We start from the raw sequence: 20986 nt of genomic DNA on the forward strand, positions 1-20986 counted from the left end.
ACACCGAACTGCCCACCGACGAGGTGGAGACGGTCGGTGGCCTGCTCGCCCAGGCGCTCGGCCGGGTGCCGATCCCCGGCTCCGGGGCTGAGGTGGCCGGGCTCCGGCTGATCGCCGAGGGCACCACCGGGCGGCGCAACCGGATCGACACCGTGCTGGTCAGCCGGGTCGAGCCGGGCGACGCGCCGGACAGCGCGGGGCGCGGCGAACAGACCGACCCCCGTGGCAACCACAACCGTTCCGAGGAGAGGCAACCCGCCGATGCCTGAGTCACCCGCCGTGCCGGCCGCCCGGCCCACCCCGTCCGACCGTTGCGGACGTCGAGCCGTCCGCGCGCCGTCCGGGCTACCGGACGTTCGCGATGGAATCGTCCTTGTCGATGCCGCGACGCTTGGCGCCGAGCAGCGGGACCAGGTTGAGCAGGAGTCCGACCACGGCCACGGCGGTGACCAGGTTGGCGCCGGGGCGGTAGGAGCCGAAGTCGGCGTCGCCGGCCTTGGCGCCGGTGGTCAGCGCGGTGACCACGGCGAGCACGAGGGCCGCGCCGACCTGGCCGGAGGTCTGCACCAGGCCGGAGGCGAGACCCTGTTCGGAGTCCTCGATGCCCTCGGTGGCCTGGGCCATGATCGCGCTGAACCCGAAGGCGAAGCCGCCGCCCAGGAGCAGCATGGTAGGCAGCACCGCGAACGCGTAGTTGGGCGTGGTGCCGGCGGTGGCGAGGAACCACACGTAGCCGAGGCTCATCGAGGCCATCGAGGCGATCAGCAGCGGCGCGGTGCCGTAGCGGTTGATCAGCTTGCCGGTGAACGGCGACCCGAAGGCCACGACCAGGCCGGCGGGCAGCAGCGCGAGCGCCATCCGCAGCGCGGACCAGCCCAGTCCGTCCTGGAGGTAGAGGGTCATCATGAACTGGAAGCTCATGTAGGAGCCCATCAGCGCGACCATGCTCAGGTTGGCCCGGACCACGGTGCCGACACGCAGGATGCCGAACCGCACGAGCGGGTGCGCGATGCGCTTCTCGACCAGGACGAACGCGGTGAGCAGGGCGGCGGCCAGGACTATCGAGCCGAGGGTCAGCGGTGCGCCCCAGCCGCGTTCGGGGGCGGAGACGACGGTGTAGACGGCCAGCAACATGCCGCCGCTGAGGGTGATCGCGCCGACCACGTCGTGGCCGCCGGAGTCGGCGGGACGGTCGCGCGGGATCAGGAACCAGCCGCCGATCAGCGCCAGGATGGCGAGCGGCACGGGGATCAGGAAGGTCCAGCGCCAGCCGAACTCGGTGAGCAGGCCGCCGAGGATCAGGCCGGAGGAGTAGCCGCTGGCGCCGAAGACGGAGAAGACGGACAGCGCCCGGTTGCGGGCGGGGCCCTCGGGGAACGTCGTGGTGAGGATGGACAGGGCGGTGGGCGCGGTGAACGCGGCGGCCAGGCCCTTGATGAAGCGGGTGGCGATCAGCAGGCCGCCGCTGTCGACCATGCCGCCGAGCAGCGAGGCGCCGGCGAACACGGCGAGCGCGATCAGGAAGACCCGGCGGCGGCCGAGCAGGTCGGCGGTGCGACCGCCGAGCATGAGCAGCCCGCCGTAGCCGAGGATGTAGCCGTTGACGATCCATTGCAGGGACGTCGCCGACAGACCGAGTTCGTGGCCGATCGACGGCAGCGCGACGCCGACCATCGAGACATCGAGGCCATCCAGGAAGAGCACGAGGCACAGCACGGCCAGGACGCCCCAGAGTCTGGGGGTCCAGTGCGAACCGGACGGTGTTTCGGCCGACGAGGAGGACGAGGGGACGGAGTGCTCGCGGGAGGACGGTCCCGCGTAGGTCTCGACTGTTGAAGCCATGGGCAAGAACGTACATGCGCACGCATTGAATGTCTACGCATTAAATGTGGGTGCAATAAATTTGCTTGCATGTTACGACGGGCGGCGCTACCGTGACGCAATGAAGACGAAGGACCCGCTGATCGAGAGCTGGCGCGAGCTGTTGTCGCAGTACAGCCGGGTGGCGCACGAACTCGATCGCGCCCTTCAGGCCCGGCATGGCCTCACGATGAGTGACTACGAGGTCCTCGATCGCCTGGTCGACGCCGAGGGCTGCAAGTCCCGCATCCACGACCTCGTCGTCGATCTGCATTTGAGCCAGAGTGCCTCCTCACGCGCCGTGGCCCGCCTCGAGAAGTGCGGCCTGGTCCAGCGCGCGATGTGCGAGAGCGACCGCCGGGGCGTTTTCGTCATCGCCACCGACAAGGGCCGCGCCCTCCACGAGCAGGCCCGGGTGACCCAACTCGCCGTGCTCGGCGAACACCTGGTCTGAGACACCGGGTCCGCACACCGGGTCTGCACTCCTGGTCTGCACTCCTGGCCCGCACGCCTGGTCGGAGGGCGCCGGGCATGCTTGCCTTCACGCCGGCGTCAATGTCTACGGTCGTCATCGCCGGCCGCCGCGGGGCCGATCCCGGAATCGGATCGGCCACGCGACGGCGTCCGGCACCGTGCCGAACCGACACCGCGACGATTCGAGGCCCGAGCGTGCCCTCCCTTCTGCATCTCGACGCGAGCATGCGTCGGACGGGATCCGTATCCCGGCTCCTGTCCGCCCACTTCGCCGCCCGTTGGCGCGAACGCCACCCGAGCGGCGCGTACACCTACCGGGACCTGGCCGCCCAGCCGATCCCGCACCTGACCCACGCGGTGCGCGAAGCGCTCGTCGACCCGGGCGCCGAACACGGCGCGCCGGCGGACGAATGGGCGCTGACCGCCGCGCTCAACGCCGAGTTGCGCGCGGCGAGCACGGTCGTGATGGGTGTGCCGATGTACAACTACTCGATCCCGTCCACGATCAAGACGTGGTTGGACCGGGTCGTCTCCCCGGCCACCATGGCGGTGCCCGGCGGCGAACCCGGCCCCCTGGCGGGCACGTCCGTGATCGTGATCAGCCCTCGTGGCGGTTCGTACGCCCCGGGCACGCCGCGTGCGGGTTGGGACCACCAGGAGCCCTACCTGCGCGCCGTCCTGGGGGCCATCGGCCGCACCGACGACCTGACCACCTTCGTACCCGCCGAGTTGACGCTCGCCGCGGTCGTGCCGCAGATGGCCGCCCTGAAGCCGCTCGCCGAGCAGTCCCTCGAACGGGCCTACCGGACCCTGGAAACACTCGCCGGCCGGGATCCGGCGACGGCGGGGTAGCCCGTCGCTCAGTGGGCGGCCTGGTGGAAGTGGCTGGGTCGGCCGTCGTGGTGGACCAGGGTACCCAGGCGTGCGGCCTCGGCGCGGTGCAGTAGACGCGCGCGACCGTCCGCGCGGCGCAGCACGGTGGCATGCCACGGGGTGGCCCAAACATCGGGGGCATCCAAGAGGCGGATCCCGAACTTGTCGGCGCCGCGCCGTTGCGGGTGGATGGACAGGCGCACCGCGCGCGGGTGGTGTTCGGCGATCAGGTCGCTCCAGGCCCGGCTGCGCTGGATGACGCCGTAGGCCCGGTCGCGGCAGTCGCGTTGCAGCGCGGATCGGGTGCCGGGGAAGTCGGCGGTGTCCTCGAACAGGAACCGGGTAATGCCCCGGTACAGCCGCAACGTGTCCTCGTCGGACCGGACTTGGGCGCGTAGTTCGGCCAGGGTCGGGGCGTGGCGCGCGTGCAGCCAGGCACGTTTGTCCGCGTGTGTGCGGGGGCCTGCCGGGCCGGTCGGGTCGTCGCCGAGCACGTCGCGCAGGTCGAACACGCTCAGCCGGTCCAAGGCGTTGTCGGCGATGACGGCGCGCAGTTCGTCGGTGTAGGCGTCGACGTGCGCGTCCGGGACGCGGACGAGGTCGGCGAAGACGTGGCCGTCGGAGCAGATCAACATCCGGGCGCCGGGCGGGTGTACGGCCGCCACCGACGCGCACAGCCCGTCCAGGAAGGCCAGGCTCAGCCGTTCGCCCTCGTCGGGCAGATGTCCCAGGACCTTGGCGGGGTTGGGCGATTTGCAGGGGAATCCCGGCAGCGCGAACACGACGGGTTCGCCCCGGGCGACGAAGTCGGCCACTCGGTCGAGTTGTTCGGGGAAGTCGGCGACCGATTCGCGGCCCGGTTCGAGGTCGCGTTCGGCCGCACGGCGGTGTGGCAGGAGCAGTTCCAGGATCGCGGCACTGATCGCGGCGGTCTGCGCGGGACCCGGGCGGTCTCGGCGGTCGATGGCGTGCATGGCCTGGTCACGCCCGCTCGGTGTAGGTAACCGGCAGCGTGTCGACGCCGCGCGCGAGCACGGCGGGGATCCACTCGACGTCGTCGACCGGGACGGCCGGGGCCAAGCCCGGCAGGCGGGCGAGGAGCGTGCCGAGCGCGACGTGGAGTTCGACCCGGGCCAGCGCGGCGGCCGGGCAGAAGTGGATGCCGTGGCCGAAGGCGAGGTGCGGGTTGGGGCTGCGGTCGAAGTCGAGGATGTCCGGGTCGGGGAAACGTTTCGGGTCCCGGTTGGCCGCGCACAGCGAGACGATCACCGAGTCACCGGCAGGGACGGCGGTGCCGTGCAGGTCGTCGTCCGCGGCGAGGAAGCGCCAGGTGGTGAGTTCGAAGGCGCTGTCGTAGCGCAGCAGTTCCTCCACGGCGGTGGGCAGGAGCGTGGGGTCCTCGTGGAGTCGGTCCAGGTGTCCGGGGTGTCGCAGGAGGGTGATCAGGGCGGTGCTGATCTGGTTGGTCACGGGTTCTTGGCCGGCGACCAGGAGTTGGAAGATCATCGAGTCCAGCTCGGCCCGGGTCAGCCGGCCGGCGGCGTGCGCGGCGACCAGTCGGCCGAGCAGGCCGTCGTCGTCCGGGTCGGCCCGGCGATCGGCGACCAGGTCGGCGATGTAGCCCTGGAGTTCGCGTAGCAGCGCCTCGTATCCGGCCCGGCGCGGGTCCCCGGGACCGACGGGCTGCACCACCTTGCACCACTCGCGCCGGAACCGGGCCGCGAACTCCGCGGGCAGGCCGATGACTTCGGCGAGGACCCGGAGCGGGAAGCGGGCCGCGAAGCAAGCCACGACGTCCGCTCCCCCGCCGGCCGGCATGGCGTCGACGAGGTCGTCGGCGATCTTCTGGATCCGAGGTCGCAGCGCGTCGACCCGACGCGGTGCGAAGGCGTCGGTGACCAGGCGGCGCATGGTGGTGTGCCTGGGCGGGTCCTGGTGGAGCAAATGCACCTGGAGTTCGGTGTGTTGCGGCTCGGGCATGATCGAGGCGAGGGCCCGCCAACGGTCGTTGCCCAGGTCGTGGTTCTTGCCCAGTCGGGGATCGTTGAGGGTGGCGTGCGCCGCGTCGTATCCGGTGACCAGCCAGGCGCCCACCCCGCTGGGGAAGCGCACCCGATGGATCGGGCCGGCGTCGCGGAGCTTGGCGTAGAGGGGGTAGGGGTCGCGTTTGTACTCGCGCCCGTACAGCTCGACGGCGTGCGGGTCGTTCGTGGTGCAGTCGGGGCGGTTCGTACCGGGTTCGATCCGGGTCACGGGGTGTATCTCCCTGGCGGTGCGGTGCAGGTGCGGGGGCGGTGGTTGGGCAGGCGGCGTGGGTCGGGGCGCCGGTCGGGGCTCAGATGGTGATCTCCGGTCGGTACAGGTCCAGCCACAGGCCGAGGTCGACCACCCGTTCCAGGCGCAACCGGTGCCCCCACCGCAGTTCGTGCGCGGGCGTGTCGAGGCAGGACCTGATCACCGTCTCGTCGACGAGCGCGCGGACCCGTCCGCCGTGCCCGTCGAGGGCGTCCCGGGCCAGGTCCTGCAATCCCCGGTTGTAGTCGGGGTGATGGGTGGCCGGGTAGTGGTTCTTGGGCCGCTCCCGGATCGAGCGCGGGGCGAGCGTGTCGCCGGCCGCGCCCCGCAGCAGGCTCTTCTCCCGACCGTCGAAGGAGTGCAGCGACCACGGCACGTCGTAGGCGTACTCGACCAGCCGGTGGTCGCAGTAGGGCACCCGCACCTCCAGCCCCTGGGCCATGCTCAACCGGTCCTTGCGGTGCAGGAGTTGGCGCAGCCAGCGGGTCAGCGACAGGTGCCGCAGTTCGCGCAGCCGGTGCTCCTCGGCGCTCTCGTGTGCGGCGTGTGGCACGGCGGCGAGCGCGGTGTGGTAGGTGTCCGCCCGGTATTCACCGATGCGCAGCGTGCGGGCGACGTCGGGATGCAGCGGCATCGCGGCCTCGTCGCCGGTGACCAGGAGCCAGGGGAAGGTGTCGGCGGCGCGCGCGGCGGGACTGTGGAACCACGGGTAGCCGCCGAAGACTTCGTCGGCCGCCTCCCCCGACAACGCGACGGTGGCGTGCCGGCGGATCTCGCCGAACAGCAGGTACAGCGAGGTGTCCATGTCGCCGACGCCGATCGGCGAGTCGCGGCAGGCGACGACCGCGCGTCGGTGCTCCGGGTCGAGCAGCGAGCGCGGGTCCAGGACCACGGTGTCGTGGTCGGTGCCGATGAACCGGCCCGCCTCGGCGGCGTACGGGGTGTCGTGGCCGGTGCGCAGTATGTCGGCGGTGAACGTGTCGGCCTGGTCGGTGTAGTCGACCGCGTAGGAGCGGAGCCGGGCGTCGGGGCCCTCGCGGTGCCGCAGTTCGTCGGCGAGCAGCGCGGTGACCACGGTGGAGTCCAGGCCGCCGGACAGCAGGCTGCACACCGGTACGTCCGCCTCCAGTTGGCCGCGGGCGGCGTGTTCGACCAGGGCGCGCACCCGTTCCACGGTGGTGTCGCGGTCGTCGTGGTGTGCGCCCACCGTCAGTTGCCAGTACCGGTGTTCGCGGAACCCGGCCCGGTCGAGGGTGAGGATCGAGCCGGGTTCGAGTTCGCGGATCCCGGTCCAGACGGTGGGACCGGTGTCGAAGAGCAGCCCGTAGGCCGCACGCAGTCCGTCCGCGTCCACGCGCGGTTCGATCTCGGGATGGGCGAACAGGGCCTTGGGTTCGGAGCCGAAGGCGATGCCGTCGCGTACCCGCGCCCAGTACAGCGGCTTGACGCCGAGACGGTCGCGGATCAGGACCAGGCGGTCGTACCGCAGGTCCCAGATCGCGAACGCGTACATCCCCTCCAGGTGTTCCGCGCACTCCTCGCCCCATTCGAGGTAGGCGCGAAGCACCGTCTCGGTGTCGCTTCGGGTGCGGAACTCGTGCCCGGCGCGGCGGAGTTGGGCGCGCAGCTCGTGGTGGTTGTACACCTCGCCGCTGTACCCGAGGACCACCCGGGGGTCCTCGGGCCGATCCACCATCGGTTGCGCGCCGCCCGCGAGGTCGAGTACGGCCAGGCGTCGATGGCCGAACGCCGCGTGTGCGTCCGCCCATACGTCCCCCGCGTCCGGGCCGCGCCGGGCCAGGGTCGAGGTCATCGCCTCGACGACCGGGCGGAGCGGGCGCCCGTCGGGGCGGAGGCACACCCAGCCGGCGATTCCACACATGCGTGATCCGTCCTTCGGTCGAGGCGTCGGCTGCGGAGGGATCGGGGCGGGGGCGATGGCACCGCTCGGGCGCGCGCCCCCGCCCTCGTCGTTCCACCCGAGCAGTCGTCCGCCCGACCGACAAAGTTCCCGCCGCGCGGGCGGTTCGCGCGGGCGGGTTCACGCGGGCGGGTTCACGCGGGCGATTCGCGCGGGCGGTTCGCGCGGGCGGGTTCACGCGGCTCGGTCCACGCGGCCTGGTTCACGCGGTCGGGGCGGGGCGCACGGCGGGGCGTCGGGCGAGCAGCGTGATGGCGAGCGCCGCCACGATCAGGGCTCCCGCCACGGCGAAGGTGATCCGAGTGCCGGCCGCCACCGCGTCGGGGCGTGCCGTGGTCACGTCGTGTGCGCCCGACGCGAGCGCGAAGACCGCGCCCATCACCGATGTGCCGGTGATCAGGCCGAGGTTGCGCGACAGGTTGAGCATGCCGGAGACCACACCGCGTCGATCGGGTCGGACGTCGGCCATCACAGCGGTGTTGTTCGCGGTCTGGAACACCGCGTAGCCGGCGGTCGTCACCACGATCGGCGCCAGGTAGCCGGCCGGCCCGAGGTGTCCCGAGGTCAGCGCCAGGGCGAACGCGCCGACGGATATCGCGATCAGCCCGACGACGGTCATCCGCCGTGCGCCGAAGCGGTCCGCGATCCGGCCGGCCGGAATCCCGGTGAGCGCGGCGACGACCGGGCCGACCGACATGACGAGTCCGACGAGCGCGTCGCCGAGGCCCAGCGCCCGCGCGAGGTGGAACGGCCCCACCACGAGCGTGGCCATCATCACCGTCGACACCAGCGCACTCGTGGCCAGACTCGCGCTCAGCGCCGGCTCGCGGAACATCGCCAACCGGATCAGCGGCGACGTGACCCGCGCCTCGGTCCGTACGAACAGCACGACGCCGAGCCCGGCCGCCACGAGCAGCGCCGCGTTCAGTGCGCCGAACCCGCCGCGCCCGACGGTCATCGCGAGGGCGTACGCGCCGAGCGTTCCGGCCAGCAGCAGCGTGCCCACGTGGTCGAAGCGGGGTCGGTCGGCCCCGGGCTCGCGGCGGTCACTCGGCAGGTGTCGGTGCGCAAGCAGCAGGGCCAGGATCCCCAACGGCACGTTGACCAGAAAGATCGCCCGCCACCCCGGCCCGGCGATCAGCGCGCCGCCGAGCGACGGACCGAGCGCGGTCCCGATCGCGGACATCGTGCCGAGCAGGCCCATCGCGCTCCCGGTCCGCTCCCTGGGCACCGTTTCGCCGACGAACGCCATGGTGAGCGCCATCATCACGGCCGCCCCCAGGCCCTGCGCGGCACGGGCCGCGATCAGCGTCTCCAGGGTCGGTGCCAGGCCGCACGACACCGAGCCCCCGGTGAACACACCGATCCCGACCAGGAGCAGTCGGCGGCGCCCGATCAGGTCGCCGAGCCGGCCGGCGCCGACGATCACGGTGGTGATGGCGAGGAGATAGGCCAGCACGATCCACTGAACGCGGGCGAAGGAGGCGGAGAACGTATCGGCCAGTGTCGGCAGCGCGACATTGGCGACGCTCGTGCCCAGCGAGGACAACAACATGGACAGGCACAGCCCGGCGAGCGCCCACCGCACCGAGCCCGAGGCCGGCCGCACATCGTGTGTCACCGGCGCATCCCGCGAAATCTCTGAGGTCATGGCGAGGAGGCTGCACCGGCTCCCCCGCCCCGGCAACTCGTGTTGCCAAGATGGGGACGGCGCGGTGGAATGCCCGCATGACGGACGACGCACTCCCCTACCGGACGGTCCTCGACGAGGTCGCGCCCCGCCTTCGGCGGCTGCGGGCCGAGCGTGGTCTCACGCTCGCCGCGCTGTCCGAGGCGACCGGCATCTCCAAGAGCACGCTGTCCCGACTGGAGTCCGGGCAACGCCGACCCACGCTGGAGTTGCTGCTGCCGCTGGCGGGCGTGTACCGGGTGCCGCTGGACGATCTGGTCGGTGCCCCGGAGGTGGGGGATCCCCGGATCCGGCTGAACCCGCACCCGCTGCCCAGCGGCGGTACGTTCATCCCCCTCACCCGGACCCCCGGCCCGCTCCAGGCATTCAAGATGATCATCCCGTTCCGGGGCACCGAGCCCACCTTCCGTACCCACGAGGGCTACGAGTGGCTGTATGTGTTGGAGGGCCGGCTGCGGCTGATCCTCGGCGAGCACGATCTGGTCCTCGGCCCGGGCGAGGCCGCCGAGTTCGACACCCGGGTCCCGCACTGGTTCAGCAGCGCGGACGAACGGCCGGTCGAGGTGCTCAGCCTCTTCGGTCGCCAGGGCGAACGTATGCACGTACGCGCCAAACCCCGCGCCGCCACCGACTCCGAGTAACGACGGTCGCCGGTCGGCCCCGCGCCGGCACACGCGCGGGCCCGAACCGCCCCCACCGGCGGGTCCGGGATACTTTCCCGTTCGCAAGGCCCGCGCCCACCCGGGGGTTTCCCGGTCGGCATGGCAAATCCGGGCAACGGCCGGCCCGAACCCTCGCCGGACACAAGCGCGTCGCGGTAGATTCCGCGCAGTCACGCGGCCGTGGCCGCACAGTGCTCCCGGTGAGAGCAGGTGCATGCCGATTTCTCCGTCACTCCCCCACGCCGGTGCCGCGAAGTCGGCCGAACTCGATCGGGCGCTGCGCTCGGGCCCGTTCGAACTCGCGCTGCGGATCGCGATCCGCGAGAGCGGACTGAGCCTGGAGAACATCCAGCGCCGACTCGCCCACCGGGGCGTCCAGGTGAGCGTGTCCAGCCTCAGCTACTGGCAGCGCGGGCGCAGTCGCCCCGAACGGGCCGATTCCCTGGCCGCCGTACGGGCGTTGGAGAACCTGCTGCACCTGCGCACCGATGCGCTGATCGTGCTGCTCGGCCCGCGCCGGCCCCGAGGCCGCTGGGTCGACCACATCCCCGGATCGCTCGACGACACCGGCACGTTCGGGGATCCCGCGGTCGAGGGGGTACTGACCGACTTCGATCCGCGGACCAACGCCCGCCTGGAGTGCCTGCACAGTCGCATCGACGTGCACATCGGCCGGGCCCGCGAGGAGCAACGCATCGATGTCGTCCAGGTGTTGCGCGCGGTCGCCACCCGGGCGGACCGACTGATCCTGCTCACCGAGGCGAAGCCGGAGATGTCCCTCGGCGCCGACCTGGGCCTGTCCCGGCTGGTCGGCTGCCGGCTCGGCCGCCGTCGGGTCGATCGTGAACACGGCTTCGCCGCAGTCGAGTTGCTTCTCGACGTGCCGTTGCAGCAGGACGAGACGACCGTCGTGGAGTACAGCTACGCCTACGCGTCGTCCGTGGTCTCCACCGGCTACGCGCGGATGGTGCGCTTCCCCGGCCGGACCATGGTGTTGTGCGCGCGATTCGACCGCCGCATGATGCCGGTGCGGTGTACGGCCGGGTGGCGGCCCCGGCACGACGCGCCCGCGCAGGATCACCGCGAGATCCGGATCGCGGCGACTGGCCACGCCTGCACGGTCTTTCCCGAGGTGACCCCCGGCATCTACGGCCTGCAATGGGAGTGGGACGACGGGCCGGCGGAGGACGTGGTACAAGACTGAGGCCGTGCGGCGGGCACGCCGAAGGGGTGCGGCGGCTCGATCGTCCGCCACACCCCCGCGTCGGTACCCGGACGGCTACTTCCCGGCGACGGCCAGCCGGGTGGCCTCCCAGTCCGGGCCGACGTCGACGGCCGGGGTCCGGCTCAGGCCGGTGTTGCGCGCGGCCTCCTCGACCGCGTCGGGATCGCCCGCGCCGTCCCGGCCGGGCCTGGGCGTGAGCAGCCAGACGGCGCCGTCCTCGGGGAGCAGGCCGACGACGTCGAGCAGTGTGTCGGCGAGGTCGCCGTCCTCGGCGCGGAACCAGAGCAGCACGGCGTCGGCGATGTCGTCGTAGTCCTCGTCGACGAGGTCGTGGCCGGTCAGCCACTCGATGCCCTCGCGAAGGTCGTGGTCGACGTCGTCGTCGTAGCCCAATTCCTGGACGATCTGGCCGGGTTCGAGGTCCAGCCGGACGGCGGGGTTGGTCTGCTCGTACTCGGTTGTGCTCATCGCTGCCTCCCGAATCACGACGCGCCTGTCACGTCACACAGTAGCCAAGCAGATACATACGGTGCTCGCGGTGATCCACGCGGGAGGTCGTCGCCGGGCGCCGGTGCCGGCGCGCCTTCCGGTCATCCCACCAGGGCCGGGGCGAGCGCGCTCGCGGCGAGCATCCGGGGCGCGCCGGTGCCGTCGGCCGGGACGGTCCACAGGTCGGCGCCGTAGTCGCCGGGCAGGGCGTACAGCAGGGTGGCGGCGTCGATCCACAACGCCTGGTCGTCGACGTTGCGTCGTTCGGCGGTGGCGCTCTCGGTCATCGTGCGCAGGTCGAGCACGTACAACCGCCAGGGTGCGTCGTCGGGCGCCTCGGGGGCGCGCTTCTTGTAGGCGATCCGGGTGCCGTCGGGCGACAGGGAGGGGCATTCGACGTTCTGGTGCAGCGTGGTGAGGGTGTGCGCGGCGACGTCGCCGGCGGCCAGCCAGGTGTGTCCGTCGGTGGCCACCGTCGCGTAGAACCGGTTGTCGTCGGCGAAGGTGACGCCCCAGATGTTGAGGTCGGGTGCCCGGTAGGGACGACCGTTCCTGGTCACCGCGAAGCTTTCCAGGTTCTCCTGGACGGTCCACGTGTGCGTGTCCACGATCGTGGTCCAGGTGGAGAACTCGGCACCCGCGTAACTGTCTCCACTGACGAACACCGTCCAGGCGACCATCCGGCCGGAGGGCGAGACCCGGGCCCGGGTCGGGATTCCGGCGGCCGGGAAGCTGCGCCTCTCGTGCAGGTCGGCGTCCAGGATCACCGCCCGGTAGGTGTCCACGAGCGGCCCGTGCTCGGCCCGCAGGCAGATCCCGGTGCCCGAAGCGGCGTGGAAACGCAGGCACTTGAGGCCGGACACGGTGCGCGGCCCGTCCGGTCGATCGGCGGGTACGCCCGCGATCTCGTCCCGGTGCGGCCCCCAGGCCATGCTGCGGAAGAGCAACCGCGGGCCGCCCGCCGCCGGGCCCAGCGCGAGCGGACCCGGGTGCACCGCGGGCCCGCCCGGCTGTTCCCGATCGCGCCGACCCGCACGTTCGGCGGCGTCCAGGACCGCCCACGTGCCGGCCGCGGCCAACACCACGAAGGCGACGAGCAGTACGACCAGGCGGCGGGCGGCGGTCGTTCGGTCGACGGTCATCCGGGCTCCTCGTCGGTCGGGCGGGTAGGGGACGCGGCGACGGGCGGGCAAGTCCCCTGCGCGGCCGGCGGTTCGGCCCCCCGCAGCACGTGGCACGCCACGACCAGGGCCCCCACCAGCGCCGCCGCCATCAGGGACAACGCGGCCCGATCACCCCAGCGGGTCCACAGCGCGCCCAGGGTCAGGGAGCACACGAAGCGCCCGATCGCCTGCCCGGTGCCAACCAGGGCCAGGCTCGCGCCGCAGTTCCCCGCCGGCGCCGCACTCGCGGCGGCGGCCGGCAACACCCCGTCGGTGGCCGCGTAGTACAGCCCGTGCAGCGCGAGCACCACGACCGGCGCCGCACCGGCGAACCATCCGCCGTCCGCCCCGGAACGCAGCAGCAACACGTACGCCCCGAGCAGCGCCAGGTGTCCGAGCAGGAACATCCGCCACCGGCCGATACGATCGGCGACCGCGCCCAACGGGGCGGCCAGGAGCAGGAACACGGCGGCGGTGCCGATCGGTAACAGCGGGAACCACTCGGCGGACAGTCGATACCGGTGTTGCAGCAGCAGATACACGAACGAGTCACCGACGGTGGCCAGTCCGAGCAGCGCGGCGCACACGGTGAGCCGACGCAGCCGCCGTCGGGCCGGCAGCGCCCGCACCCCGTCCGGGCCGGACGTCGCCTGCGGGGGCCCTGTTCCGACCTCGCTTGCACCCACGTCCGCGGAAGCCGGCCGCGGATCGCGCGGCACGAACAACACGAGCACCAGTACGCCGAACGCCGCCACGCACGAACTCACCACGAACACCGCGTGATACCCGTCGACGGCGACGCGCAGGATCAGGTACGCCAGCACCGGACCGGCGAGCGCGCCGACGGTGTCCATCGCCCGATGCACCCCGAACGCGCGTCCCCGCCGCTCAGGCGACGTGGCCGCCGAGATCAGCGCGTCGCGCGGCGCGGTGCGCAGCCCCTTGCCGGTGCGGTCCACCGCCAGTACCGCGCCGAGCAGGGTCAGGGTGTGTACGCACGCGAGCACCGGTTTGCACAGCGCCGACAGGGCGTAGCCGATCACCGCCACCACCTTGTACCGGCCGCCGCCGCGGTCGCCGAGAAACCCCCCGAGCAGCCGCATCAGCGCCGCCGAGCCGTTGTAGACCGCGTCCAGGACGCCGAAGCCGAGCGGCGACAGGCCCACCGTGGTGACGAGGTAGAGCGGCAGCACCGCGGTGACCATCTCCGAGGAGACGTCGGTGAGGAGACTGACGATCCCCAGGACCAGCACGGTGCCGGCGACGCCCCGGAGCCGCCCCGGTCGGCGGACCGGGGCGGCGTCGGACGCCGGGGAGCGACGGCTGTCCGCGAGGTACACGATCAGTTCCAGATGCCGCTGATGTACTGCGCGGAGGCGGACTTGCCCGCGTGCGCGCCCGTACCGGCCAGGTCCTCGATCGTGTGCAGGACGTCGTAGTGGTTGTAGGAGGTGGAGGTGGAGCTGCCGGCCTTGACCGGTTGGCCGTAGAGCACGGTCGGGATGTGGTTGCCGCTGTGCTTGTCGTCCTCGTCGTAGGTGACCACCAGCACGCTGTTGTGCGTCCTGGCCCAATCGGCATAGCCGCCCAGGTTCTTCTTCAGCCAGTTGTCGCCGGTGGACACCCCGCAGTCGTGCATGTCGCTGCACAGGTTCGGGATCACGAAGGAGACGTTCGGCAGTTTGGCGTAGTCGCCGGGGAACTGGCCGAAGGTGTGCGCACTGGAGGTGGGCACGTTGTCGAAGCCGAACCAGGGCACGTGCTTGCGGGCGTACTTGCCGCTGCTGCACGTGGTCGAGCCCTCGCTGGGCAACGATTCGCTGTAGCTGCCCCAGGTCTTGCCGGCGGCGATCACCTCGGAGGCCAGGTTGGCCGCGTGCGAGAAGCCGACCTGGTAGCAGGAGTCGCCGGTGATTCCCTGGGTGCTGCCGGAGAAGACGGCGAAGTAGTTCGGCTGGCTGGGGTGGGTGATCCCGTACGACGCCTTGAGCAGGGCGCCGCCGTTGGCCAGCGAGTTGATGAACGGGGCGCTGCCGCTGCCGATGATCTGCCCGTAGGCGTGGTTCTCCATCATCACCACGACGATGTGGTCCGGTGCCGGGGTGGTCGCGGCCGAGGCGGGGCCGGCCCCGGACAGGGTGGCCAGCGCGAGGCCGCCGGCGGCGGTGGCGGCGAGCGGGAGGGACACGCGGGAGCGGAACCGGGAGCGGGGGCGGGGCGTCCGGTCGCGGGAGCCGGACCGGTCTCGGGCGCGGGTACGGGAACGAGCCTCGGCGAATGCGAAAGGCATGCCTGTCTCCGATGAGTGAGTGGGGAACCCGCCCGGCTCGCGACACGGGGTCGGTCGGCCGGGGCGTGGTGCCGACGAAGGTCCCGCACCGACGGAGCACACGTCAACGCGTCGCCGGGCGTCGGCCGGCTTTCTGTCGACGGCCCGGCAAATCTGTGGACGGCGCGGGAGCGGGGGCCGGGGGCTCGGGGTCGCCGGGTGCTCGTCGGGAGCGGGTCGGGGGCCCGTCGAGCGCTCCCCGTGCGTCCCCCGATCGCTCGTCGGGCGGGGCCAATTCCCTGGATTCGCCAGTGGACGCACGCCCCTGGCCGATTGCCGGTCCGTCCACTGGCGAATCCACGGAATTGGCCGCCGGGTTCGGCCGGTCGGGACGCTTCGGCGCAGGTCGGAGCGGGTGTCGCGGGTGTTCGCCGTTGCCGGTCGAGGGCCGTCGTCGCCAGTGGACGGCGGGACCTCGAAGGACCGTTGACCGACCCCGCCGAAACGCGCCAACCTCTGGATCGCCACGGCGGCCCGCTCGTCCATCCGGGTCCCCGGGCACCGCCCCCGTCGGTCCGGCTCGCCTCGACGGGACCTTCGGGGGCGTCCACCCTCCCCCATCACTCCTCGGGAGTCATCGTGATCCCACGTGCCCGAACGCCCTTTCGGTCCTACGGCGGCTGCGTCGCGCTGCTGCTGTGTGCGCCGTTGATCGGCGCGGCACCCGCCGCGGCCGCCGCGTCGTCGGCTGCCGACACCCCGGCCGGGGCCCGCTCGGTCGCCGGTGGCACCTCCGGCAACTGGTCCGGCTACGCCGCCTCCGGATCCACCTACCACTCGGTCTCCGCCTCATGGGTCCAGCCGTCGATCACCTGTGCCCATACCGGGGCGGTGTCGATCTGGGTCGGCCTGGACGGCAGGGGAAGCAAAACCGTCGAGCAGACCGGCACCCAGGCCGAGTGCAACCGGGTCGGCGGCACGCCGCGCTACTTCGCCTGGTGGGAGAACTACCCGGACCCGGAGTCGGTGTTCCGCGATCCGGTCCGACCGGGCGACACCATGACCGCCTCGGTGGTGTACAACCCGGGTTCGGACAACTACACCACCAAGCTGACCAATTCGACGCTCGGCTGGACCGAGACCAAGACGCTCGCGCGCTACCGGGGCGCCACCAACGGCAGCGCGGAGGTGATCGCGGAGGCGCCGAGCCGCAACGGCGCGCGCACCCCACTGGCCGACTTCGGCAGCGTTACCTTCACCAACGCCACGATCGACGGCCGTACGCTCGCCGCCGCATCGGCCGGGCCGGTCACCATGGTGCAGAACGGTGTCACGGACGCGACTCCCGGCCCGTTGTCGGCCTCCGGCGACGCGTTCACCGATACCTGGAAGCACTACTGACGTCGGTCCGACGGGAGTCGGCGGGTCGCCGGCCCGGCAGTCGGCGGGCCGCCGGTCGCGGGTGGTCGGCGGCGGCCGTGATAAAGGCACCGCCGACCATCGCCACGATCGCCCATATGTGTCAAAAAAGCTACAAAGAGTGATATTCGCATAAACCGGAGGCAACCCTCCGATGCGCCGCCGCGTTCCCCATCGGATCACCGATCACGCGCCGGCCGCGAAGGAGAGAACAACGCTGATGCGTACCACTCGTGTCCTTAGCAGCACGGTAGCCGCCGGCCTGTTGGCCGTAGCCCTGGGCGGCACGGCCGCCGCAGCCGAAGGTCTCGGCCCGCAGAGCAAGACCCTCAAGGCGCCGGCGACCGGCACCAGTGTTGGGTCCGACGAGGACCAGGCGGCGCGGAGCGCCGACGGCGTGGGTCGCTGCCCCCGGCCCACGCACGACTGCGAGAGCGGGAAGCCGGACCACAAGCCGTCCGACAAGCCCGACCACAAGCCCACCGAGAAGCCCACCGAGAAGCCGGACCACAAGCCGTCCGGGAAGCCGGCCGAAAAGCCCGACCACAAGCCGGATCACCGGCCCGCCGGCAAGCCGGACCACAAGCCCGATCACAAGCCGAGCCCCGGGCCGATCGTGATCAACAACGTCACGAACAACACCGTGAACACGTCGAACGTGACGGTCAATGAAACGACCAACAACACGGTGAACATCAACAACAACCACACGACGAACATCGTGCACAACCACAAGCCCGAACACCCCAAGCACGAGCAGCCCAAGCACGTGCACCACAAGAACGACAAGACCACGCCGCACCACATCGCCAAGCCGGCGGCCCAGCACGGGACGCAGACGAAGACCATGCCGGTCGGCGCCGTCGCCGGTGGCTCGGGCGGGACCACCGAGTCCGACGCCGGTCTGCTCGCCCTGGGCGGCGCGCTGGCCGTCGCGGGTGCGGGCGCCGGTGCGTTCGCGCTGCGTCGGGGCAGCCTGCGTGGCTGACACGTCCTTCCTTCGTCGCGCCGGCCACCGCCTCCTGCTGGTGGTGGCCGTCGCGGCGGTGGTGTGCGGTGTCGTGCTCGGCGTGATCGGCTACCAGAACCGTCGCCCGCCCGCGACGGCCACGGCCGCGCCCAAGGCCGTTGCCACGGCGGCCCCTTCCCCGGCCGCCGGCGCACCGGCCGATGCCGCCGATCCCGCCCGTCCCGCCGATCCAGCCGGCCCCGCGGCGGCGCCGGCACCGCCGGAGGGCCCGGTCCTGGCCCGTTCCGAGCCGGTCACGATCGACATCGCGGAGATCGGCGTGCACGCCCCCTTGACCTCGGTCGACCTCGACGCCGACGGTGCCGTGCAGGTGCCGCCCGCCGACAACGAGCGCCACGCCGGCTGGTACGACCAGGGACCTACTCCCGGCGAACTCGGCCCGGCCGTACTGGTCGGCCACCTCGACTCGGCCGCCGGCCCCGCCGTCTTCTACGAGGTCGGCACCCTGCGTCCGGGTGCCACCGTCGAGATCCGCCGAGCCGACCAGAGCACCGCGATCTTCACCGTCGACGCGGTGGAGCGCTTCACCAAGACCGACTTCCCGACCCAGCGGGTGTACGGCGACCTGAACCGCGCCGAGTTGCGGGTGATCACCTGCGGCGGCGAGTACGACGCCGACAAGGGCGGCTACCAGGACAACACCATCCTGTTCGCGCACCTGACGGGCTCGCGCTGACCCACCCTCGCGCGTGCCCATGCCCGGTCGTCGTCCGCGACGACCGGGCATGGGCATGTGGTGGCTCAGGCCACCCGGGTCGCGTCCGGTCGGGTGTCCGAGAGCGCGTGCGGTTGTGCCTCCGGTTGTGCGTCCGGGTACGGCAGGCCGAGGTTGTCGCGCAGCGTCGTACCGGTGTAGTCGGTGCGCAGCGAACCACGTTCCTGGAGCAGCGGCACGACCTTGTCGACGAACTCGTCGAGGCCGGTGGGGGTCAGGTGCGAACCGAGGATGAACCCGTCGGAGCCGTCCTGCTGGACGAACGTGTCGATCCGGTCGGCGACCTGCTCGGGAGTGCCGACGAACTCGGTGCGGCCGAAGACGTGGATCGCCAGGTCGCGCAGCGAGTACGAGTTGGCCTCCGCCAGTTGACGCCATTCGGCCACCCTGCGGTGCGCGTCCTCGGCGATCCGGGCCCGACCGCGGACCACCGGTGGGCCCTCGGGGTCGGGATCCACGTCCGGCAGCGGCCCGTCGGGGTCGTAGCCGGACAGGTCGCGGTTCCAGACCGTCTCCAGGAGGATCTGCGCGGTACGTCCGCCGATCTGCCGCCGGGTGATGTCGCGGTGGCGTTCGATCGCGTCGGCCTCGCTCTCTCCCAGTACGAAGGACGCGTGCGGCAGCAGTTTGACCGCGTCGGCGGGCCGGCCGAGCCGGACGGCCCGGGCCCGGATGTCCCGGTAGAACTCCTGGGCCTCGTCGAGGCGATGGTACGGGGAGAAGATCGCGTCGGCCCCGCCGGCGGCGAAGTCGCGACCCTGCGGCGAGACGCCGGCCTGGAGGATCACCGGCCTGCCCTGCGGGCCGCGCGGCGTGGTGAACCGGCCGGAGATGTCGAACTGCTTGCCCGCAAAGGCGAATTCACCGGCCTTGGCGTCGCGCAGGAACACCCCCGCCTCCCGGTCGGCGGCCACCGCGTCCGCCCCCCACGAGTCCCACAGTTCGCGGGCCGCGGCCAGGAACTCGCCGGCCCGGGTGTAGCGGTCGTCCCGGTGCAGGAAGCCGCCACGGCGGAAGTTGGCGCCGGTGAAGGCGTCGAACGAGGTGACCACGTTCCACCCGGCCCGGCCGCCGGACAGGTGGTCGAGCGAACTCAACTGGCGGGCCAGCTCGTAGGGTTCGTTGAAGGTGGCGTTGATCGTGCCGATCAGGCCCAGGTGTTCGGTGACGGCGGCGAGCGCGGCGAGCACCGGCAGGGTGTCCGGGCGGCCGACGATGTCCTGGTCGAAGATCAGGCCGAGGCGTTCGCGCAGCGCCAGGCCCTCGGCGAGGAAGAAGAAGTCGAACCGGCCGCGCTCGGCGGTCTGCGCCAGGTGCCGGAAGGAGGCGAAGTCGATCTGGCTGCCGGCCCCGGGATCGGACCACAGGGTGTGGTGGTTCACCCCGCCCAGGTAGGCGCCGAGGATGATCTGCTTGTGCGGCTTGCTCATCGGGATGGGTTCCTTCGTACAAGTGGCGGGGCGGGTGGCGAGACGGTGGGGTGCGCCGGAGTCACGACGCGGCGGCGGCCGGCGCGGGCGCGGCGTAGCGGTTCGCGGGCCGCGGCAGGCCGAGGCGGGAGCGCAGGGAACCCGCGTCGTAGGAGGTACGGAAGACGCCGCGGCGCTGCAGTTCGGGCACCAACTCCTGGGTGATCGCCCGCAGATCGTGGGGCAGCGCGGCCGGGCGCAGGCGGTATCCGGTCAGCCCGGCGCGCTGCCAGTCCTGGAGCAGGTCCGCCAACTCGGCGGCGTTGCCGGTGAATACGAACGCGTCGCTCTGGTACTCCGCGCCGTCGAGGTCGTCGAGACGTGCCTTGCGCTCGCGCGCCGCCGCGGTGCTCTCGTCGAGGACGACGACCACGTCGCCGAAGACGTGTACGGTCTCCGACTCCCGTCCCGCGACCCGCTGTTCGGCTCGGATCTCGGTGACGATGGCCCGCGCGTGGTCGTGGTCGCGCGGGGTTACGTACACGACGTCGGCCGCGTCGGCGCCGAGCCGGTAGGGCACCGTGTCGTGGGCCAGCACGGTGACCAGCGGCTGCCCCTGCGGCGGGCGCGGCACGATCGACGGGCCGCGGACCCGGAACCTCGGCCCGACGAAGTCGATGTAGTGCAGCTTGTCGCGATCGATGAAGCGGCCGGTCGCCGCGTCGCGGATCTCCGCGTCGTCCTCCCAGCTGTCCCACAGTCGGCGCACCACCTCGATGAAGTCCCGCGCCTCGGCGAAGGTTTCCGCGACCGCGGCCACCGCCTCGGGCTGCCCGAGGTCCGCGAAGGTGAACGCCGGTTGTTCGCGCCGCCCGAAGTGGGCGTTGTCCACCGGCCGGGAGACCTGTGCCCGCCAGCCGGCCCGGCCCAGACTCACATAGTCGAGGGTGGCGATCGCCTTCGAGACGTGGAACGGCTCGGTGTGCGTGACGGTCGCCGTCGGGACCAGCCCGATGTGCCGGGTCGACGGCGCGACGCGGGCGGCGATCAACACCGCGTCCAGTCGACCGCGCACCTGGTCGGTCCGGTCGTCGATGCGGTCGTACGCGGTGGACTGGAGGCCGAGCGCGTCCTCGATGGTGACGAAGTCGAGCAGCCCGGCCTCCGCCTCCGCGACCAGGTCGGTCCAGTAGCGGGCGGTGAACAACTCGTCGGCGCGGGCCTCGGGTTCGCGCCAGGCGGCCGGATGCCAACCGGCGCCGTCGAGGGCCACGGCCAGGTGGAGGGGGGTCGCGGGGTTCGGTACGGATGACATGGGTTCGGTTCTCGCTTTCGACGGGCAGGGCGGGTGGCGGTGGTGAAGGTGGGTCCCGGCCGGGAAGACGCGCGCCATGATTGGGCCCGGGCGCGCGGCGGCGCCGGACAGCCCGCTGGGGCATGCCGAAGTTGCCTGCTACAGGCGGGAGTTCATGCGCGGAATCGGCCGACCACG

19 protein-coding genes are annotated in these 20986 nt (G+C 72.0%); 8 read left to right on the forward strand and 11 right to left on the reverse strand.

Going from position 1 to position 20986, the window contains the following annotated elements; genetic code table 11:
- Positions 1-269: transporter associated domain-containing protein (locus tag ACFXKZ_RS40835; protein WP_380009240.1), on the forward strand; the 269-nt coding region annotated here is incomplete at its 5' end.
- Positions 270-345: 76 nt separating this feature from the next.
- Here the strand turns inward: ACFXKZ_RS40835 and ACFXKZ_RS40840 are convergent.
- Positions 346-1842: an MFS transporter gene (locus ACFXKZ_RS40840; protein WP_380009242.1), complete on the reverse strand. Its 1497-nt coding sequence runs from the start codon at positions 1840-1842 to the stop codon at positions 346-348.
- Between the two features lie 100 nt (positions 1843-1942).
- On the opposite strand from ACFXKZ_RS40840, the gene ACFXKZ_RS40845 reads away from it, so the two are divergent.
- Entirely contained in the window at positions 1943-2314 is a 372-nt protein-coding gene (locus tag ACFXKZ_RS40845) for a MarR family winged helix-turn-helix transcriptional regulator (protein ID WP_380009245.1), read from the forward strand.
- Positions 2315-2529: 215 nt separating this feature from the next.
- Positions 2530-3186 (forward strand): FMN-dependent NADH-azoreductase, encoded by a 657-nt coding sequence (locus ACFXKZ_RS40850; protein WP_380009248.1) that lies wholly within the window; start codon positions 2530-2532, stop codon positions 3184-3186.
- A gap of 8 nt (positions 3187-3194) precedes the next feature.
- On the opposite strand, the gene ACFXKZ_RS40855 is transcribed toward ACFXKZ_RS40850, so the two are convergent.
- The 4 genes from ACFXKZ_RS40855 to ACFXKZ_RS40870 form a co-directional block, all read right to left on the reverse strand.
- Positions 3195-4181 (reverse strand): L-tyrosine/L-tryptophan isonitrile synthase family protein, encoded by a 987-nt coding sequence (locus ACFXKZ_RS40855; protein WP_380009251.1) that lies wholly within the window; start codon positions 4179-4181, stop codon positions 3195-3197.
- A 7-nt stretch (positions 4182-4188) separates the two neighbouring features.
- Entirely contained in the window at positions 4189-5460 is a 1272-nt protein-coding gene (locus ACFXKZ_RS40860) for a cytochrome P450 (protein WP_380009254.1), read from the reverse strand.
- A gap of 82 nt (positions 5461-5542) precedes the next feature.
- The gene (asnB, locus tag ACFXKZ_RS40865; RefSeq protein ID WP_380009261.1) at positions 5543-7384 is read right to left on the reverse strand and encodes an asparagine synthase (glutamine-hydrolyzing); all 1842 of its coding nucleotides are present in this window, start codon (positions 7382-7384) and stop codon (positions 5543-5545) included.
- A gap of 241 nt (positions 7385-7625) precedes the next feature.
- The gene (locus ACFXKZ_RS40870; protein ID WP_380009264.1) at positions 7626-9044 is read right to left on the reverse strand and encodes an MFS transporter; all 1419 of its coding nucleotides are present in this window, start codon (positions 9042-9044) and stop codon (positions 7626-7628) included.
- A gap of 107 nt (positions 9045-9151) precedes the next feature.
- Between ACFXKZ_RS40870 and ACFXKZ_RS40875 the strand changes: the two genes are divergently transcribed.
- Positions 9152-9754 (forward strand): helix-turn-helix domain-containing protein, encoded by a 603-nt coding sequence (locus tag ACFXKZ_RS40875; RefSeq protein ID WP_380009267.1) that lies wholly within the window; start codon positions 9152-9154, stop codon positions 9752-9754.
- A 235-nt stretch (positions 9755-9989) separates the two neighbouring features.
- Positions 9990-10979 carry a hypothetical protein gene (locus ACFXKZ_RS40880; protein WP_380009270.1) on the forward strand — a complete coding sequence of 330 codons (990 nt, stop codon included), beginning with the start codon at positions 9990-9992 and terminating at the stop codon, positions 10977-10979.
- A 75-nt stretch (positions 10980-11054) separates the two neighbouring features.
- Here the strand turns inward: ACFXKZ_RS40880 and ACFXKZ_RS40885 are convergent, their stop codons facing one another.
- From ACFXKZ_RS40885 to ACFXKZ_RS40900, 4 genes are all read right to left on the reverse strand, one after another.
- A complete protein-coding gene (locus ACFXKZ_RS40885; protein ID WP_380009273.1) occupies positions 11055-11468 on the reverse strand; it encodes a DUF3052 domain-containing protein in 414 nt (137 codons plus the stop codon).
- Between the two features lie 122 nt (positions 11469-11590).
- Positions 11591-12631 (reverse strand): TolB-like translocation protein, encoded by a 1041-nt coding sequence (locus ACFXKZ_RS40890; protein WP_380009276.1) that lies wholly within the window; start codon positions 12629-12631, stop codon positions 11591-11593.
- Positions 12628-13992, reverse strand: coding sequence for an MFS transporter (locus ACFXKZ_RS40895; RefSeq protein WP_380009279.1), 1365 nt, complete (start codon positions 13990-13992; stop codon positions 12628-12630). Before ACFXKZ_RS40895 ends, ACFXKZ_RS40890 begins: the two co-directional genes overlap by 4 nt.
- Before the next feature lie 2 nt (positions 13993-13994).
- Positions 13995-14840: an alkaline phosphatase family protein gene (locus tag ACFXKZ_RS40900; RefSeq protein WP_380009282.1), complete on the reverse strand. Its 846-nt coding sequence runs from the start codon at positions 14838-14840 to the stop codon at positions 13995-13997.
- Positions 14841-15560: 720 nt separating this feature from the next.
- Between ACFXKZ_RS40900 and ACFXKZ_RS40905 the strand changes: the two genes are divergently transcribed.
- The 3 genes from ACFXKZ_RS40905 (at position 15561) to ACFXKZ_RS40915 (ending at position 18046) form a co-directional block, all read left to right on the forward strand.
- Positions 15561-16322, forward strand: a complete 762-nt coding sequence (locus ACFXKZ_RS40905; RefSeq protein ID WP_380009285.1) for a G1 family glutamic endopeptidase — start codon at positions 15561-15563, stop codon at positions 16320-16322.
- A gap of 238 nt (positions 16323-16560) precedes the next feature.
- Positions 16561-17328 carry a hypothetical protein gene (locus tag ACFXKZ_RS40910; protein ID WP_380009288.1) on the forward strand — a complete coding sequence of 256 codons (768 nt, stop codon included), beginning with the start codon at positions 16561-16563 and terminating at the stop codon, positions 17326-17328.
- The gene (locus ACFXKZ_RS40915) at positions 17321-18046 is read left to right on the forward strand and encodes a class F sortase (protein ID WP_380009291.1); all 726 of its coding nucleotides are present in this window, start codon (positions 17321-17323) and stop codon (positions 18044-18046) included. Before ACFXKZ_RS40910 ends, ACFXKZ_RS40915 begins: the two co-directional genes overlap by 8 nt.
- Before the next feature lie 65 nt (positions 18047-18111).
- Here ACFXKZ_RS40915 and ACFXKZ_RS40920 read toward each other — a convergent pair whose 3' ends face one another.
- Complete coding sequence (locus ACFXKZ_RS40920; protein WP_380009294.1) at positions 18112-19515, reverse strand: NtaA/DmoA family FMN-dependent monooxygenase; 1404 nt, start codon at positions 19513-19515, stop codon at positions 18112-18114.
- Positions 19516-19576: 61 nt separating this feature from the next.
- Positions 19577-20809, reverse strand: coding sequence for an LLM class flavin-dependent oxidoreductase (locus ACFXKZ_RS40925; RefSeq protein ID WP_380009297.1), 1233 nt, complete (start codon positions 20807-20809; stop codon positions 19577-19579).
- Positions 20810-20986 lie beyond the last annotated feature (177 nt).

This window comes from Embleya sp. NPDC059237 (assembly GCF_042754105.1).
GTDB lineage: Bacteria > Actinomycetota > Actinomycetes > Streptomycetales > Streptomycetaceae > Embleya.